We start from the raw sequence: 16,596 nt of genomic DNA, 5'->3' as shown, positions 1-16,596 counted from the left end.
GCAGGCGCGCGGGGGTCGGGGACGGTCAGTGGATGATGCCGGTACGCAGCGCTACCGCGACCATTCCGGCCCGGTCGCCCGTGCCGAGCTTGCGGGCGATCCGGGCGAGGTGGCTCTTCACGGTGAGGGCGGAGAGCCCCATGGAGACACCGATCGCCTTGTTCGACTGGCCCTCCGCCACCAGCCGCAGCACCTCCACCTCACGGCCGGACAGCTCGCGGTAGCCGCCCGGGTGGCTCGGGGCACCCGGGGGGCGGCGGTGGCCCAGACGTGCGGCCGCGGCGCCGATGGGGGCGGCGCCGGGGCGGGTGGGGTGCCCGATGTTGGTGCGCGTACCGGTCACGACATAGCCCTTGACGCCGCCCGCGAGGGCGTTGCGCACGGCGCCGATGTCATCGGCCGCGGAGAGGGCGAGGCCGTTGGGCCACCCCGCGGCACGGGTTTCGGACAGGAGGGTCAGCCCGGAACCGTCGGGCAGGTGGACGTCGGCAACGCAGATGTCGCGCGGGTTGCCGACGCGGGGACGGGCCTCCGCGATCGACGACGCCTCGATCACGTCTCGCACTCCGAGGGCCCACAGATGGCGGGTGACGGTGGAGCGGACGCGTGGGTCGGCCACGACCACCATGGCCGTCGGCTTGTTCGGGCGGTAGGCGACCAGGCTTGCGGGCTGCTCGAGAAGAACGGACACCAGGCCTCCTGGGGGAAGGTGCGGGACGGGCCGGGCTCGGGGAATGAGGCCGGGCGAACCGATCAGTTAGGGTCACTGACCTCTTCGGCACCAAACGTGACCGGCTTTAGAGAAAGATCACGATTTAGTGAGTGATATTTGGTGCAATTCGGACGGATGAGCGATCATTCGGTCTCTGAACTGACAGAGCGTTACGTCGAGGTGGTCCATGGAGCCGACCGGGCGGGGGCGGCGAGGGGCGGGGGCGGGTCCGCACAGTCTCCCCGGGCGCGCCGCCCCCCGCCGCCCGCGCTCCTCACCGGTGCTGCGGCCCCCGCCGCTGCGGAAGCGACACCACCCCCGCCGCCTGGTCCCCCGTACCGCCCGCGACCGGCGGCAGCCCCGCGATCTGGCAGAGGAGATCGCACCAGGCCACAAGGTGCCCCGCGGTGTCCGGCACCCCGCCCGGCCCCTCCTCGGGGGTCCAGGACGCCCGGATCTCGATCTGGGTCGCGGGCCGCCGGTCGGCAAGTCCACCGAAATAGTGAGACCCCGCGCGGGTGACGGTCCCGCTCGGTTCCCCGTACGCGAGACCCCGCGCCTCCAGCGCCCCCGTCAGCCACGACCAGGACACATCGGGCAGCAGCGGATCGGCCGCCATCTCCGGCTCCAGCTCCGCGCGGACCAGGGTCACCAGCCGGAACGCGCCCTGCCAGGCGTCATGGCCCGCCGGGTCGTGCAGCAGCACCAGACGGCCGTCGGCGAGATCCTCCTCGCCGTCGACGACCGCCGCCTCCAGGGCGTACGCGTGCGGCGCGAGCCGCTTCGGCGGGCGCGCGGGGTCCACCTCGATCCCCGGGCGCAGCCGGGCGGACCGCAGTGCCTCGACCGCGGCTCTGAATGCGCGCGGAACCGAATCGCCCTCCCCGCCGTCCTGATCGTCAGCGCCGTTGAAATGATCGGAAAAATGTCCCTGAGCGGCAGCCATGCGGGGAAGAGTAGGCGGAATGGGCGCCTCACGCAGGGAAGGACACCCGGGGCGGCGGACACTTCCTCGGTCCATGCGAAGATTTGGGGCGTGAGCGCCAACGACCGCCCCACGGGCCAGCAGCCGAAGCCGTACGACTCCGCCTTCCTCAAGGCGTGCAGGCGTGAGCCCGTGCCGCACACCCCGGTCTGGTTCATGCGGCAGGCGGGCCGCTCGCTGCCCGAGTACCTCAAGGCGCGCGAGGGCATCCCCATGCTGGAGTCGTGCATGCGGCCCGAGCTGGTCAAGGAGATCACCCTCCAGCCCGTGCGCCGCCACGACGTCGACGCGGCGATCTACTTCAGCGACATCGTGGTGCCCCTGAAGGCCATCGGCATCGACCTCGACATCAAGCCGGGCGTCGGCCCGGTCGTCGCGGAGCCGATCCGCACCCGCGCCGACCTGGCGCGGCTGCGCGAGCTGACCCCCGACGACGTCCGCTATGTCACCGAGGCGATCGGGCTGCTCACCGACGAGCTGGGCACCACCCCGCTGATCGGGTTCGCGGGCGCGCCCTTCACCCTCGCCAGCTATCTCGTGGAGGGCGGCCCGTCCCGCAACCACGAGCACACCAAGGCCCTGATGTACGGCGACCCCGGACTGTGGGCGGAGCTGCTGGACCGGCTCGCGGGGATCACCTCCGCGTTCCTGAAGGTCCAGATCGAGGCCGGCGCGAGCGCCGTGCAGCTCTTCGACTCCTGGGTCGGCGCGCTCTCCCCCGCCGACTACCGGCGCTCGGTGCTGCCCGCATCGGCCAAGGTCTTCGACTCGGTCGCCTCCTACGGTGTCCCGCGCATCCACTTCGGTGTGGGTACGGGGGAGCTGCTCGGCCTCCTCGGCGAGGCGGGCGCCGATGTCGTGGGCGTCGACTGGCGGGTGCCGCTGGACGAGGCCGCCCGCCGGGTGGGCCCCGGGAAGGCGCTCCAGGGGAACCTGGACCCGGCGGTGCTCTTCGCCGGGCCGGAGGCCGTGGAGGCCAAGGCCACCGAGGTGCTCGAAGCGGCGGCCGGCCTGGAGGGCCATGTGTTCAACCTGGGCCACGGAGTGCTGCCGACCACCGACCCGGACGCGCTGACCCGCCTGGTGGACTTCGTCCACCGCGAAACCGCTCGCTAACCCCGCCCGGCCCACCGCTCCCCGGCGGGCCGCGGCAGGGCGGCGGCCAGGGCGCAGAGCGGCAGCAGGGCCAGCACCAGAATCCCGCCGCCGAGCGCCAGCAGCGGAAAGCCGCCGAGGGCCACCACCACGCCCGAGGCCAGCCCGCCGGCCGCGCCGGCGACCGAGACACCCACATCCACGAGCCCCTGCGCGGCGGCCCTCCCCGCCGCCGGCAGGGCGTCGGTGATCAGAGCCGTCCCGGCGACGAACCCGAGGTTCCAGCCGACGCCCAGCAGCACCAGCGCCAGGGCCAGCACCGGGACGGAGTCCGGCGGTGCCAGCGAGGCCAGCAGCCCCGCCGCGAACAGCGCGGCGGCGCCCAGAGCCGCCGTGACCAGGCGCCCGGCCCGGTCGGCGAGCGCCCCGGAGAGCGGCGACGACAGATACATCGCCCCCAGATGCACCCCGATGACCAGCCCCGCCGCCCCGGTGCCATGGCCATGGGCGGCCATGTGAACCGGGGTCATCGTCATGACCGCGATCATCACCAACTGGCTGAGGACCATGACCGCCGCGCCGGTGAACACCCCGCGCCGGTCGGCCCGTACGGCCCCGTCCGGGCCCGGGTCCCCGGAGCCGTCCGCCGGACCGGCCGCCGCCGCGCGGGCCAGCGGCAGCGGGTCCGGGCGCAGAAAGACCGCCAGAAAGAGCGCCGCCGCCCCGAAGGCCACCGCCGCCAGCAGAAACGGGCCCGCGAGCCGGGGGATGCCCCAGCTCAGCGCGAGCCGTCCGCTGACCCCGGCCAGCGCGGGCCCGGCGACCGCCCCGGCGGCCATGGCGAAGAGCACCGTGGAGACGGCGCGGCCCCGCCGCTCCGGCGAGGCCAGATCGGCGCCCGCGTACCGGGCCATCAGCAGGGTCACCGTCCCGGCGCCGTAGACCAGCAGCGCGCCGAAGAGCAGGGCGACGCTGTCCAGCGCGGTCGCCGACACCACCCCGAGGCTGCCGAGCGCCCCGGTGGCGTACCCCAGGGCCAGTCCGGGCCGGCGGCCCCAGCGCTGGCAGACCCGGCCGATGCCCACCGCGCCGACGGCGGCCCCGGCCGCGAAGAGCGCGCTGGACACCCCGGCGAGGCCGGTCGACCCGAGCATCTCCCCGGCGATCAGCGCCCCGACACTGATCCCGGCAGCGAGGGCCGCGCCGCTCAGCATCTGCGCCACCGCCAGCACGGTGAGAATCCGACGCTGCGCGGGGTGCTCACCCGGCGCGCCCGCCGTCCTCGCCGCGGGGCCGGCCGCCGTCTCCCGGGCCGGGGACCGCCTCATGGCACCCGCTCCCCGAGGTCAGGCCGGCCCGAGGGCGGCGATGTCCGCGAGCGACATGCTCATCCGCTCGTGCAGAAAGCGGACGATGGTCCAGTGCGGCAGCGCACCCTCGTCGAAGGGCCCGAATTCCCGGCAGTACAGCGGAATCCAGCGCAGCGCCTCCTCCAGGGAGCGCTCACGGCCCGGCTCCTGCTGATAAGCGGCGTAACCGATGCTGCGGTGCTCGATGAAGAAACCGCCCGGCAGCCGCTTCTCGCACAGCTCCCGGTACTCCCGGGTCTGGAGGATGAGATAGTGCCAAATCTCATCGATGTGCTGCTCGACCGGGAGGAAGAGACCGCTGAGTTCGTTGCGGTGACGCGAAATGAGATAGAGATACCGCATGCATTCCGTGATCTGGCGTTCCATGTCCTGCGGAGAACCACCGGTCTGTTCCACGAAATAATTCACGGTCTCCGCGTGGAGATCCTCGCCCAGAAGTTCCCTGAGGTCGTTCCGCGATATTCGACGCTCTGTCCTCATGATGCTCCAGTCACCAGCCAGGTGTACTTTCCCGAGGCCCCGATCGGGATATGGGTACGGTGTTCGACCGCGCACTCCAGCCCGGTCAGCTCGCCGACGAGCCTGCTCAGCGCGGTCCGCTCGCCCGGCCCGAGCGGACCTCCGTCGAAGGTGGTGTACAGCAGCCGTACCGCGCCGTCCCCCGCGCTCGCCGCCCGCACCTGGTAGAGGAAGACATGCGAGGACGCGGCCGTCACACAGCTGTCGATGTCGCTGTGCGCCACCGGCCCGTTCGGCGTCGGCAGCAGCTCCTTGACCCGGCCGCAGAACCGGGAGACCTTCGCCGGGTCCGGTGTTCCGTCCGTGGTGCGGACGCAGTCGCCGGAGCGGTAGCGGATCAGCGGCATGTACGGATTGCGGACGCTCGTCACGATCAGACTGTGGATCGAGCTGCCCGGGGCCACGGGCTCCAGCTCCAGACTCATCCGGTCCAGGAACGGGTGGTACCGCCCGCCCCGGTCGCTGTAGTAGAGATAGCCCAGCTCGGTGCTGCCGAAGAGATCGACCACCGGACAGCCGAGGTACCGCTCCAGATACTCCCGGACATTGGCCGGGGTGTACTCATAGGCGGTGATGACGCTCGCCGGGGTCGGGAAGCCGTCCCACAGATCCAGGTCGAGGGCTCTGCGCACCAGATGCGCCAGGTGGTGGCCGGAGCAGTCCAGGTGGTACCAGCCCAGCGGGTGGGCGTCCCGCTCGGCCCGGATCTCGCCGAGCATCCGCTCCACGTCCGCCCGGTCCCAGAGCGCCGGGTCGAGCCGGAGGTTGAGATAGACGGTCCGCTCGTCCAGCCGCCGGTCCGCGAGGCCCGGCACGGCCGCCGGGGGCTCGCCGCGCCGCTTCGCGTTGACGCGGGCGACGTGCTCGGTCGCGAGCAGGGTGGTGAGCGAGACGCGCCGGCACTCCTGGTGCCAGGTCTCCGCGATGTCCGGGTGCTCGCTCCACAGCCGGTAGTACGACGTGAGCAGGAAGTACGGCGGTCTGATGATCTGCATCCGGGCGTGGTTGGTGCCGGTGGAGAGCACGAACTCGGCCTCGCCCGACTCCAGCGCCCGGGCCAGCCGCGGTGACATCCAGTTGTCCGGGAAACCGCGGGCTATCTCCGGCTTCTCCAGAATGGGGAACCAGCCTTGCTCGATCGATGTCCGGTAGAGGGGGATGTCCCGGATCTGATCGATGATGCCGGAACTGGGCTGACCGTCCACGGGTGACCTTCAATCGGCTGCGGAGAACCGGCGGTGCGGCGGCGGGGCCGTGCCAGGGGGCCGTACGGAGGGTGAGAACGGGCGGGCCGGGCGACCGCCGGAACCATTCGCCCGGCCCTCGTTCTCCGGTCATCGGCCGGTCGGTGACCGGTGACGCGACCGTTCAGTGTCCGTCCGGTGCCCGTTCAGGAAATGCAGCCGGCCTTCGGCGCGGCGCTGATGCAGCCGGCCTTGGCCGTTGCGCTGATACAGCCGGACTTGGTGGCGCCTTCCGATGAATTGGCGGAGTTCCAGGCCCGCCAGATGTCGTCCTGGGCCATCTTCTTGATGAGCTGTTCCATATCCGACCTCCGGTGATCCGGTCTGCGGTGGGGTCCGCGTTTTCCGTTCACTGGAAGTTAGGAGTATTCGCTTGTCCCTGTCAATGGATGTGCTGGTGAGAGACGAATGAGAGCGAATGAGAGAGTGCTCATGAGAATGTCGGGCGGGGTGGGATTTCCGGCTTTGCCGGGGATTCTTGGGTGCGGGGTGCGGGGTGCGGGGTGCGGGGTGCGGGGTGCGGGGTGCGGGTCCCGGGGTCCCAGGGCCCCGCGGGGTGCGGGGTCCCGGGGCGCGGGGTCCGTCCTCAAGCGCCGGACGGGCTGGTGTTGGTGCTGTCCGCGGGGTGCGGGGTCCTGGGGCGCGGGGTTCGTCCTCAAGCGCCGGACGGGGTGGCTCGGGGCGGGGGGTCAGGTTGTTGACCGTACCGCTGTCACCGCCTTGCGGGCCGCCACCAGGACCGGGTCCCACACCGGTGAGAACGGGGGCGCGTAGCCGAGGTCCAGCATCGTCATCTGCTCCACCGTCATCCCGGCGGTCAGCGCCACCGCCGCGATGTCCACCCGCTTCGCCGCGCCCTCCCCGCCCACGATCTGCACCCCCAGCAGCCGGCCCGTGCGCCGCTCCGCGAGCATCTTCACCGTCATGGAGCCGGCGTCCGGGTAGTAGCCCGCCCGGCTCGTCGACTCGATGGCGGCGGTGACGTACCGCAGCCCCACCTCCGTCGCGTCCTTCTCCCGCAGCCCGGTGCGGGCGATCTCCAGATCGCACACCTTGCTCACCGCCGTGCCCACGACGCCCGGGAAGGTCGCGTAGCCGCCGCCCGCGTTGGCGCCGATGATCTGGCCGTGCTTGTTGGCGTGCGTGCCCAGCGGCACATGGCGCTCCCGGCCCGAGACCAGGTCGAGCACCTCCACACAGTCCCCGCCCGCCCAGATGTTCTCCTGGCCCCGCACCCGCAGCGCCAGATCGGTCAGCAGACCGCCGTACACCCCCAGCGGCAGCCCGGCGGCCCGGGCGAGCCCCGTCTCCGGCCGTACCCCCATCCCGAGGACCACCACATCCGCCGGGTACTCCGCGTCCTCGGTCGCCACCGCGCGCACCCGGCCGTCGGAGCCGGTGCGGACCCCGGTCACCGCCGCGCCGTTGACGGTGGTGATGCCGAGACCGTCCATCGCCTCGTGGACCAGCCGGCCCATGTCCGGGTCGAGGGTCGCCATCGGCTGCTCGCCCCGGTTGAGGACCGTCACCTCGAAACCCCGGTGCAGCAGCGCCTCCGCCATCTCCACACCGATGTAGCCGGCGCCCACCACCACCGCCCTGCGGCCCCCGGTGGCGGCGAGGGTGTCCAGCAGCGCCTGCCCGTCGTCCAGCGTCTGGACGCCGTGCACCCCCGGGGCGTCGATCCCCGGCAGCTCCGGGCGGACCGGGCGGGCACCGGTCGCCAGCACCAGCTTGTCGTAGCCGGTCCAGCTCTCTGCGCCGCTCTCCAGATCGCGGGAGCGCACCCGCCCGCCGGCCACGTCCACCTCGGTGACCTCGGTGCGCGTGCGCAGCTCGATGTCCCGCTCCCGGTGCTCGGCGGGGGTGCGCGCGATCAGCTCGTCGCGCCCCCGGACCTGACCACCCACCCAGTACGGGATGCCGCACGCCGAGTACGAACTGAAGTGGCCGCGCTCGAACGCGACGATCTCCAGCTCGTCCGGACCCTTGAGCCTGCGGGCCTGCGACGCGGCGGACATCCCCGCCGCGTCGCCCCCGACGACGACCAGTCGTTCAGCTGTCATGCCGCACACGCTACGGGCGTGCGGCCCCTCGCACCCGGCCGGGGCCCGCCGCCGGGAACGGTTTCCGGCCGGCGGCCGCGAAGAGGTCACGGTCGGGCCCCGGAGCGGCGTTTGAGAGAGTGGGGACATGCAGCCCCTCCCGCATACGGACATCGCGGCCGGTACCGCCCCGGGCACCGGCGCTCCCGCCCACGCCGTCGTCATCGGCGGCGGGATCTCCGGCCTCGCCGCAGCCCACCGGCTCGCGACCGCCGGGGCCCGGGTGACCCTCCTGGAGTCCACCGAGCGCCTCGGCGGCAAGCTCGCCCCGGGGGAGATCGCCGGCGCCCCCGTCGACCTGGGCGCCGAGTCGCTGCTCGCGCGCCGCCCCGAGGCCATCGCCCTCGCCCGCGCCACCGGGCTCGGCGACCGGCTCACGGCACCCGCCACCGCCACCGCCTCCATCTGGACCCGGGACGCGCTGCGCCCCATGCCCAAGGGGCATGTCATGGGCGTCCCCGGCACCGCCGGGGCGCTCGCCGGGCTGCTCTCCCCCGAGGGCATCGCCAGGATCGCCCGGGAGCCCGAGCTGCCCCCCGCCGACCTCGGCGACGATGTCGCCATCGGCGCCCATGTCGCCGCCCGTCTCGGCCCCGAGGTCGTCGACCGGCTGGTCGAACCGCTCCTCGGCGGGGTGTACGCGGGGGACGCCCACCGCATCTCCATGCGCGCCGCCGTACCCCAGCTCTTCGAGGCGGCCCGGCGCCACCCCTCGCTGCTCGACGCGGTCCGCGAGGTCCAGGAGAGCGCCCGCCGCGCCCAGGCCGGCGGGCCCGTCTTCCTCGGTGTCGAAGGCGGCGTCGGCACCCTGCCGGGCGCGGTCGCCGACGCGGTGCGCGCGCTGGGCGGCGAGATCCGCACCGGCACCCCGGTCCTCGGCATCGGCAGGACCGCGCGCGGCTGGCAGATCCGCACCGACCGCAGGCTGATCACCGCCGACGCCGTCGTCATCGCCACCCCCGCCTGGGCCACCGCCGACCTCCTCGCCGCCGAGGCCCCCGCCGCCGCGACGGCACTCGGCCGGGTCGAGTACGCCTCCATGGCCCTGGTCACTCTCGCCTTCGCCCGCCGGGACCTGGCCCCGCTCCCCGCCGGCAGCGGCTTTCTGGTGCCGCCGTCCGACGGCCGCACCATCAAGGCCGCCACCTTCTCCAGCCAGAAGTGGCAGTGGGTCGCCGACGCCGCCCCCGACCTCGTCGTGCTGCGCACCTCCATCGGCCGCTACGGCGAGGAGGAGCAGCTGCACCGCGACGACAGCGAGCTGGCCGCCGCCTCGCTGCGCGATCTGGAGACCGCCGCCGGAATCTCCGCCCGGCCCGTCGCCACCCGGGTCACCCGCTGGATCGACGGGCTGCCGCAGTACCCCGTCGGCCATCTCGCCCGGGTCGCCGCCATCCGCGAGGAGATCGCGAAACTCCCCGGACTGCGGGTCTGCGGGGCCGTGTACGACGGTGTCGGCATCCCCGCCTGCGTCGCCGACGGGCAGCGCGCCGCGGACGAGATTCTCGCCACGCCGACCCTGGCGCAGGGCACTGATCAGCGCGCGGGACAATAGCCGTATGAGTGCGCCCGAAAAGATCCCGAACGCAGGCAAGAAGGCCAAGGACCTCAACGAGGTCATCCGGTACACGCTGTGGTCCGTCTTCAAGCTGCGCGATGTGCTGCCCGAGGACCGTTCCGGTTACGCGGAGGAGGTCCAGGAGCTGTTCGACCGGCTCGCCGCCGCGGATGTCAAGATCCGCGGTACCTACGATCTCTCCGGGCTGCGCGCGGACGCCGATGTCATGATCTGGTGGCACGCCGAGACCGCGGACGAGCTCCAGTCGGCGTACAGCCTCTTCCGCCGCACCCGCCTCGGCCGGGCGCTGGAGCCGGTCTGGTCGAACATGGCGCTGCACCGCCCCGCCGAGTTCAACAAGTCGCACATCCCGGCGTTCCTCGCCGACGAGAACGCCCGCGACTACGTCAGCGTCTACCCCTTCGTACGCTCCTACGACTGGTATCTGCTGCCCGACGAGGACCGCCGGAGGATGCTCGCCGACCACGGCAAGATGGCCCGCGGCTACCCGGACGTACGCGCCAACACCGTCGCGTCGTTCTCGCTCGGCGACTACGAGTGGATTCTCGCCTTTGAGGCCGACGAACTGCACCGTATCGTCGACCTGATGCGTCATCTGCGTGCCTCCGAGGCCCGGATGCACGTCCGCGAGGAGGTCCCGTTCTACACGGGCCGCCGCAAGTCGGTCGCGGACCTGGTGGCCCAGCTCGCCTGAGCCGGACCACCGCAGAACGCAGGCCGGTGCGCACCCAGCGGACCCGGCCTCTCAGACCCGGAAGATCAGACGGTGTGCGGCAGCTTCGGAGCTGCCGCCCGCCGGTCCAGCGACACCGGGTCCGGCTCCGGGTGCGGCGCGCACGCAGCGCGCCGCACCGGCGTCCTCCCGCGCAGCAGATAGTTCTCCAGATGCGCGTTCACACAGCTGTTGGCGCCGCCGCCGATGCCGTGCGTCCCGGCGTCCTCCTCGGTGATCAGCACCGCCCCCTTCAGCCGCCGCGCCAGCTCCTTCGCCCCCGCGTACGGGGTCGCCGCGTCCCGCTCGGCCGCCAGGATCAGCACCGGCGGCAGCGCGCCCCGCTTGGTGCGCACCTCCAGCGGACGCTGCCGGGGCGCGGACCAGTAGGCACAGGGCAGATTCGTCCAGACGTTGTCCCAGGTCTCGAAGGGCGCCCTGCGGGCCAGCGCGGTGTTGTCGCGGTCCCACACCTCCCACGCGGTCGGCCAGGGCGCGTCATTGCACTCGATGGCCGTGTAGACGGCGCTGGAGTTCTCGGCGGCCCTCGCGCTCCCCGGCCGGGGAGCGGCCTGGGCGATCAGCGGCTTCGCGTTGCCCCGCAGATACTCCGAGAGCGCGGTGGCCCGCTCCACCCAGTAGTCGTCGTAGTAACCGGCTCCGAGGAACGCCGCCTGGAGCTGCCCCGGACCGACCTTGCCGCCCGCCGGCTCCACCGCCAGCCGGGCGCGCGCCCGCTCGTAGCTCTCCGCCACCGCCTCCGGAGTGGCTCCGAGGCCGTAGGTCGCGTCGTGCCGGGCCACCCAGGCGCGGAAGTCGGCCCAGCGGCTCTCGAACGCCAGGGACTGTTCGAGATTGCTGCGGTACCAGATCTTCTCGCGGGCCGGGTCCACCACCGAGTCGAAGACCATCCGCCGCACATGGGACGGGAAGAGCGTCGCGTACAGCGCGCCGAAGTAGGTGCCGTACGAGGCCCCCATGAAGGTCAGCCGGGGCTCGCCGAGCGCCGCCCGCAGCACCTCCAGATCGCGCGCGTTGTTGAGCGAGGTGTAGTGCCGCAGCGCCGGTCCGGTCCTGTCGGCGCAGCCCGCCGCATAGGCGCGCGCCTCGGCGATCCGTTCCCTCTTGTACGCCTCCGAGGGGTGGAACGGGGAGTCGGTGGGGGCCTTGAGGACCTCCTCGGGGTCCCGGCAGGAGAGCGGAGCCGAACGGCCGACGCCGCGCGGGGAGTACCCCACCAGGTCGTAGGCGCGGGCGATCCGCTTCCACTCGGGGAGCCCGCCCGCCAGGGGGAACCACATGCTCGACGCGCCGGGGCCGCCCGGGTTGTAGACCAGCGCGCCCTGGCGCCGGTCCGCGCCGCCGGTCGCCGCCACCCGGCTCACGGTCAGGGAGATCCGCTTCCCCGCGGGCTCCGCGTAGTCGAGCGGCACCGAGACGGTGCCGCAGCTCACGGACGAGGGGAGGCCCTCCGCCTCGGGGCAGGCGCGGAAGGCGATGCCCGTGGCGGCGGCGCGGCGGGCGGCGAGCACCGTGCCCAGGGACTCGGCGTCGGTGGCGGCGGCACCGCGCACCGGGGTGACCAGTGTTCCGGTGAGAAGGACCGCGATCCCCGCCGCCACCCCGTACTTCGCGCGTGCTCTCATCCCGGTCCCCTCTGGTGCCCTCGTGCCCATGGCAGTCAGGGGATCTTTCGCGGTGCCCGGGGCCGTGTAAAGCACCGCCGGGCGGTGTCGCGGCCAATGCCCCCGATGCGCCCCCCTGGTGCGGTCGCGCCCCGGCGCCCGCCGGTGCGCGCCCGCCCGGTCCGGCTGTCCGTGTCCGTGTCCGTGTTCGGGTGAGGGGAGCGGGGGCGGGGGCGGGCCGTGGGGAGGGCCCGCGCGCACCGTGCTCCGGAGCAGCGGAGCCGCCGGACCCGCGGGGGAGGGACTGCCCCCCGGCCGCGACACGGGCCCGGCGGACGGGCCCCGGTGTTCTCCGGGCTCAGCGGCTCACCGCTGTCTCGCGGCCGACGCGGGACAGCTTCTCGGGGTTGCGCACCGCGTAGAGCCCGGTGATCAGACCGTGGTCGACGCGCACCGCCAGGACGGAGTCGACCTCTCCGTCCAGCAGCAGGATCAGCGCCGGGTGGCCGTTGACCTGGGCGGGCCTGAGCGACACCCTGGCCCCGGCCTTCCCCAGCACCCGGGCCACCCGCTCGGCGCCCACGACGGGCACCAGCGCGGCCCGTACCACCCCTCCGCCGTCGCTGAGCAGCACGACATCCGGCGCGATCAGATCGAGCAGCCGCTGGAGGTCGCCCGTCTCGACCGCCCGCTGGAACGCCGCGAGCACATCCCGGTTCTCGGCCGGGGAGATTGCCCCGCGCGGCCTGCGCGCCGCGACATGCGCCCGTGCCCGGTGCGCGATCTGACGGACCGCCGCCGGGCTCTTGCCGACGGCCTCCGCGATCTCGTCGTACTCCAGGGCGAACACCTCGCGCAGCACGAACACCGCCCGCTCGGTCGGCGCGAGCGTTTCCAGCACCAGCAGCATCGCCATCGAGACGCTCTCCGCCAGCTCGGCGTCCTCGGCCACGTCGGGCGCGGTCAACAGCGGTTCGGGCAGCCACGGGCCGACATAGGTCTCCCGCCGCCGGCGGAGCGTGCGCAGCCGCGTCAGCGCCTGACGGGTGGTCATCCGGACCAGGAAGGCACGGGGATGCCGCACCGTGCCGAGATCGACGCCCGCCCAGCGCAGCCAGGTTTCCTGGAGGACGTCCTCGGCGTCGGCGGCGGAGCCGAGCATCTCGTAGGCGACGGTGAAGAGCAGACTGCGGTGGGCGACGAACGCCTCGGTCGCCGGGTCCGGCCGCCCGTCGCCGCCGCCCGGCCCGGCCGCCGTCCGTTCACTGTGCTCGCTCATGGCCCGCTCCCACTCTCCGCTCCCGGCCGTCTCACGCACGGGACGCCGCTCCCCGCCGCCCTGTGACAGCCGCGGCCGGTGGTCTGTGTCACACCGCCGGGCCGTCACAGGGCCCGGCGGGCCGGCGTCCCGTGGTCGTCAGGGTGCCGCGCACCATCCGCGCGGCCCACCGGCCCATCTGTGAGGACGACATCATGGAACCCCGTATGGACCTGTTCGCCCACGACATCGGCGCGAGGATCGGCAAGGGGATCTTCGGCATCCACCGGACCATCGAGGAAGCGGGACTGTCCGGGGTGACCCGGGAGCTGGTGCTGCTGCGCGTCAGCCAGATCAACGGCTGCGGCCACTGTCTCGACATGCACGCGGCGGAGGCGGCGGCGGCCGGCGAGACGCCGGTGCGGCTCGCCCTGGTCGCCGCCTGGCGCCACGCGACCGTGTTCACGGAGGCCGAGCGGGCCGCGCTGGCCCTCGCCGAGGAGGGCACCAGGATCGCCGACGCCTCCCCGGGCGTGTCCGACGGGACCTGGGCCGGGGTGCGCGAGCACTACGACGACGACCAGATCGTGGCGCTGGTCGCGCTGATCGCCATGATCAACGCCACCAACCGGATCGCCGTGACCCTGAACAGCGCGGGCGGGTCCCACCGGCCCGGGCAGCTCGCGGAACTCGTGGGCTGAACGGCCGCGCCGGCGGGCGGCGGTGGCGACGGCGGCGCGCGGCCCGGCCCGGATCGCCGCACCGGCCGCTCCGGCCCGCGTCCCGCTCCGGGCCGGTCCCGCTCCGGGCCGGTCCCGCTCCGGGCCGGTCCCGCTCCGGGCCGGTCCCGCTCCGGGCCGGTCCCGCTCCGGCCCGCGTCCCGCTCCGGGCCGGTCCCGCTCCGGCCCGGTCCCGCTCCGGGCCGGTCCCGCTGCGGAGCGGTCAGCCGCAGCCGCAGCCACCGCATCCGCCGCAGCCACTGCCACCGCCGCCGTCCCCGCCCGAACCGCCGTCCCCGCTCCCGCCGTCCGAGCCGCCCCCGCTGTCGTCGCCGCCGCTGTCCCCGGCGGTCTCGCTGTCGCCGCTGGTGCTTCCGCACCCCGCGCCCGCCCCCGAGCCGCACCACGGCGCGGCGACGGCGCCCGACGCCCCGCCGGCCGCCGCGACGAACACCACCGGGGCGAGGGCGGCGGCCACCAGCACCGTCCTGAGCGCCGGGTCCGGCACCCCGCGCGCGCCCTTGATCGCCACCAGCCGGGGCGGCGCCTCCGTCGCGAGGTGCTTCGCGCCGTGCGCGGCGAGCGCCTCCTTCCCGGCGGGGGTGATCCGGGCCCGCGCGCGGGAGGCGACCGTGAAGCCGGCGACCTGGCCGAGGACCAGGGCGGGCAGCACCAGCACGGCGAACGGCACCTCCGGCCGCTCCCACTCCCGCACGAAGGCCACGACGTTCAGCGCCACGGCCGCGGGAATGCTCCACGCGGTCACCAGGCCGAGGGCCCGCCCACAGCCGGACAGCGTCCGCCGGCCCGGGGTCGGCGCCGTCATCAGCCCGTCGGCGGCCAGCCGGTCGCCGATCGCCTGCACCACGGGGTCGCGCATCACCGTCTGCCGCAGCCGCTCCAGGGAGCCGTTGGGCGCCACCGCCAGCGCGTCGAGCACCGCCCGCTCCACCGCGTCCCCGGCGACCGGCCGCCGCTCGGAGACGATCCCGGGACCGCCGATCAGCAGCCGCCCGTCCTGGTGCAGGGCGGTGAGCGCCACATCGACCACCCGGCCGGGACCGCCGCCGAGGAAGGCGGCCTCGTACACGTCCTCGACCCTCCGGCCCGGGGGCACACCGGGCCGGCCGAGCCGGGTGGCCAGCAGCCCGGCCAGCAGGGCTGTGGAGCAGATCCCCATCACGAGATACACATAGACGACCGCTGGGCCCATCGATTACCTCCGTACGAGGGCGGCGCGGGCGGCCCGCACGATCCGGCTGCCCCGCCGCGGCGGGTGTGGGGCGACCCGGTACTCCCACCACCGGGTCAGCCGGCGCCGGGCCCGCTCATCGGCGGGCTGCCCGGCGATGAGGAGGTGCTCGGCGAAGTCGAGGGCGTCCCTGCGGTAGCCGGAACGCATCGGCCTGGACCGGGCGTACGCGAGGAAGGCGGCCCGGTAGCCGTCGCCGAGGATCTCCGGCAGCTCGGGCGCCACCCGCGCGACCACCGAGGCGCGCTTGGCGGCGAGGGCCCGGCTCTGCACCCCCAGCCGCCGGAGGTCGAAGCCCTCGGGCGCGGGCGTCCCGGCGACCAGCGACGAGAGCAGCGCCGCCTGGGAGATCCCGAGCCGCTCGCGGGCGGAATCGGCCCCGGCGGGCGCGGTGTCCGCCGCGGGACGGACCGGGGCGGTACGCGGCGGCATGGCCCGGCCCGCTCCGTCCCGCACTGTCTTGCGGATCGTCTCCAGCTCCCCGGCCAGCTCGTCGGCGGACGGAAAGTCCTCGTCCCGCTCCAGCAGCACCCCGGGTGGCCGGAGCCGGGAGCGCAGATCCCGCAGGATGTCGAGGACCGGCTCGGTGACCGGGTGGGCGTGGGTGTCGTGCCAGACGCCGTCACGCTCGATCCCGCCCGCGACATGGACGTACGCGACGGCCTCCAGGGGCAGCTCGTCGAGGGCCCGCGACGGGTCCTCGCCCCGGTTCACCCGGTTGGTGTGGAGGTTGGCCACATCGATCAGCAGCCCCACGCCGGTGCGCTCCACCAGCTCCGCGAGGAACTGCCCCTCCGTCAGCTCCTCGTCCGGCCAGGAGATCAGCGCGGCGATGTTCTCCAGGGCCAGCGGCACCGGGAGGGAGTCCTGCGCGATGCGGACGTTCTCGCAGAGCACCCCGAGCGCGTCCCGGGTGCGCGGCACCGGCAGCAGATGACCGGCCTCCAGCCGCGGCGACGCGGTCAGCGCGCCCCCGGCGCGGACAAAGGCGATGTGCTCGGTGACCAGCGGCGCGTCCAGCGCCCGCGCCCGTTCCGCCAGATCCCGCAGCTTCCGCTCGGACGGCCGGTCCGCGCCGCCGAGCCCCAGCGAGACGCCGTGCGGCACGACGCGGGTGCCGCGCGAGCGCAGCCGGGTCAGTGACTCGGGCAGATGCCCGGGGCAGACGTTCTCCGCCACGACCTCCACCCAGTCGACGCCCGGCAGCGCCTCCACCGTCTCCGCGATCTCCGGCCGCCACCCGATTCCTGTGCCGAGTTCCATGTCCCCCTCCTCCGCCCGCTGCCCCCTGGGACGGGCATGCCAGGGTCATGGCCCCGTCAGGCGGTAATGAATCCATGAGGAGGGACGTTCAGAGGAGGATTTGAGGTTCCCTCCGGACAGGGCCGTTCGGAGCGGCGGCCGGGTGCGGGCCCGGGGCG

15 protein-coding genes are annotated in these 16,596 nt (G+C 73.9%); 4 read left to right on the top strand and 11 right to left on the bottom strand.

Annotated features, from left to right (window positions below):
* Window positions 1-25: 25 nt before the first annotated feature.
* Both ACWCRA_RS00620 and ACWCRA_RS00615 read right to left on the bottom strand, forming a co-directional pair.
* On the bottom strand, window positions 26-691 hold the full coding sequence (locus tag ACWCRA_RS00620) for a response regulator transcription factor (protein WP_015037008.1): 666 nt from the start codon (window positions 689-691) through the stop codon (window positions 26-28).
* 295 nt (window positions 692-986) lie between these two features.
* Window positions 987-1,658 (bottom strand): DUF3000 domain-containing protein, encoded by a 672-nt coding sequence (locus ACWCRA_RS00615; protein ID WP_451066433.1) that lies wholly within the window; start codon window positions 1,656-1,658, stop codon window positions 987-989.
* Between the two features lie 90 nt (window positions 1,659-1,748).
* Here ACWCRA_RS00615 and hemE point away from each other — a divergent pair, with 90 nt between their 5' ends.
* Window positions 1,749-2,813, top strand: a complete 1,065-nt coding sequence (gene hemE, locus ACWCRA_RS00610; RefSeq protein WP_351545820.1) for a uroporphyrinogen decarboxylase — start codon at window positions 1,749-1,751, stop codon at window positions 2,811-2,813.
* On the opposite strand, the gene ACWCRA_RS00605 is transcribed toward hemE, so the two are convergent.
* The 5 genes from ACWCRA_RS00605 to ACWCRA_RS00585 all read right to left on the bottom strand — a co-directional run bounded on the left by ACWCRA_RS00605 (window position 2,810) and on the right by ACWCRA_RS00585 (window position 7,991).
* Complete coding sequence (locus ACWCRA_RS00605; protein ID WP_451066432.1) at window positions 2,810-4,120, bottom strand: MFS transporter; 1,311 nt, start codon at window positions 4,118-4,120, stop codon at window positions 2,810-2,812. The two genes, hemE and ACWCRA_RS00605, sit on opposite strands and share 4 nt — an antisense overlap.
* Before the next feature lie 18 nt (window positions 4,121-4,138).
* Complete coding sequence (locus ACWCRA_RS00600) at window positions 4,139-4,642, bottom strand: hypothetical protein (protein WP_451066431.1); 504 nt, start codon at window positions 4,640-4,642, stop codon at window positions 4,139-4,141.
* On the bottom strand, window positions 4,639-5,886 hold the full coding sequence (locus tag ACWCRA_RS00595) for a hypothetical protein (protein ID WP_451066430.1): 1,248 nt from the start codon (window positions 5,884-5,886) through the stop codon (window positions 4,639-4,641). The genes ACWCRA_RS00600 and ACWCRA_RS00595 overlap by 4 nt, the downstream gene beginning before the upstream one ends.
* 185 nt (window positions 5,887-6,071) lie before the next feature.
* Window positions 6,072-6,227 carry a hypothetical protein gene (locus ACWCRA_RS00590; protein WP_351545808.1) on the bottom strand — a complete coding sequence of 52 codons (156 nt, stop codon included), beginning with the start codon at window positions 6,225-6,227 and terminating at the stop codon, window positions 6,072-6,074.
* Between the two features lie 387 nt (window positions 6,228-6,614).
* Window positions 6,615-7,991: an FAD-dependent oxidoreductase gene (locus ACWCRA_RS00585; RefSeq protein ID WP_451066429.1), complete on the bottom strand. Its 1,377-nt coding sequence runs from the start codon at window positions 7,989-7,991 to the stop codon at window positions 6,615-6,617.
* A 127-nt stretch (window positions 7,992-8,118) separates the two neighbouring features.
* Here ACWCRA_RS00585 and hemG point away from each other — a divergent pair, with 127 nt between their 5' ends.
* Window positions 8,119-9,585 (top strand): protoporphyrinogen oxidase, encoded by a 1,467-nt coding sequence (gene hemG, locus ACWCRA_RS00580; protein WP_351545802.1) that lies wholly within the window; start codon window positions 8,119-8,121, stop codon window positions 9,583-9,585.
* Window positions 9,586-9,589: 4 nt separating this feature from the next.
* Window positions 9,590-10,303: a hydrogen peroxide-dependent heme synthase gene (gene hemQ / locus ACWCRA_RS00575; RefSeq protein ID WP_351545800.1), complete on the top strand. Its 714-nt coding sequence runs from the start codon at window positions 9,590-9,592 to the stop codon at window positions 10,301-10,303.
* A gap of 65 nt (window positions 10,304-10,368) precedes the next feature.
* Here the strand turns inward: hemQ and ACWCRA_RS00570 are convergent, their stop codons facing one another.
* Together ACWCRA_RS00570 and ACWCRA_RS00565 are read right to left on the bottom strand one after the other, a co-directional pair.
* Window positions 10,369-11,967: an alpha/beta hydrolase gene (locus tag ACWCRA_RS00570; RefSeq protein WP_351545797.1), complete on the bottom strand. Its 1,599-nt coding sequence runs from the start codon at window positions 11,965-11,967 to the stop codon at window positions 10,369-10,371.
* A 337-nt stretch (window positions 11,968-12,304) separates the two neighbouring features.
* A complete protein-coding gene (locus ACWCRA_RS00565) occupies window positions 12,305-13,225 on the bottom strand; it encodes an RNA polymerase sigma-70 factor (RefSeq protein ID WP_351545796.1) in 921 nt (306 codons plus the stop codon).
* Window positions 13,226-13,419: 194 nt separating this feature from the next.
* On the opposite strand from ACWCRA_RS00565, the gene ACWCRA_RS00560 reads away from it, so the two are divergent.
* Entirely contained in the window at window positions 13,420-13,905 is a 486-nt protein-coding gene (locus tag ACWCRA_RS00560; RefSeq protein ID WP_451066428.1) for a carboxymuconolactone decarboxylase family protein, read from the top strand.
* Between the two features lie 241 nt (window positions 13,906-14,146).
* Here the strand turns inward: ACWCRA_RS00560 and ACWCRA_RS00555 are convergent, their stop codons facing one another.
* Window positions 14,147-15,136, bottom strand: a complete 990-nt coding sequence (locus tag ACWCRA_RS00555; protein ID WP_351545790.1) for a TIGR04222 domain-containing membrane protein — start codon at window positions 15,134-15,136, stop codon at window positions 14,147-14,149.
* 3 nt (window positions 15,137-15,139) lie between these two features.
* Window positions 15,140-16,438, bottom strand: a complete 1,299-nt coding sequence (locus ACWCRA_RS00550; RefSeq protein WP_351545787.1) for a DUF692 domain-containing protein — start codon at window positions 16,436-16,438, stop codon at window positions 15,140-15,142.
* Window positions 16,439-16,596 lie beyond the last annotated feature (158 nt).

This window comes from Streptomyces sp. NPDC001889 (genome assembly GCF_053594535.1).
Note: the sequence above shows the minus strand (reverse complement) of the source record. Positions and strands in the feature narration are given on the sequence as shown.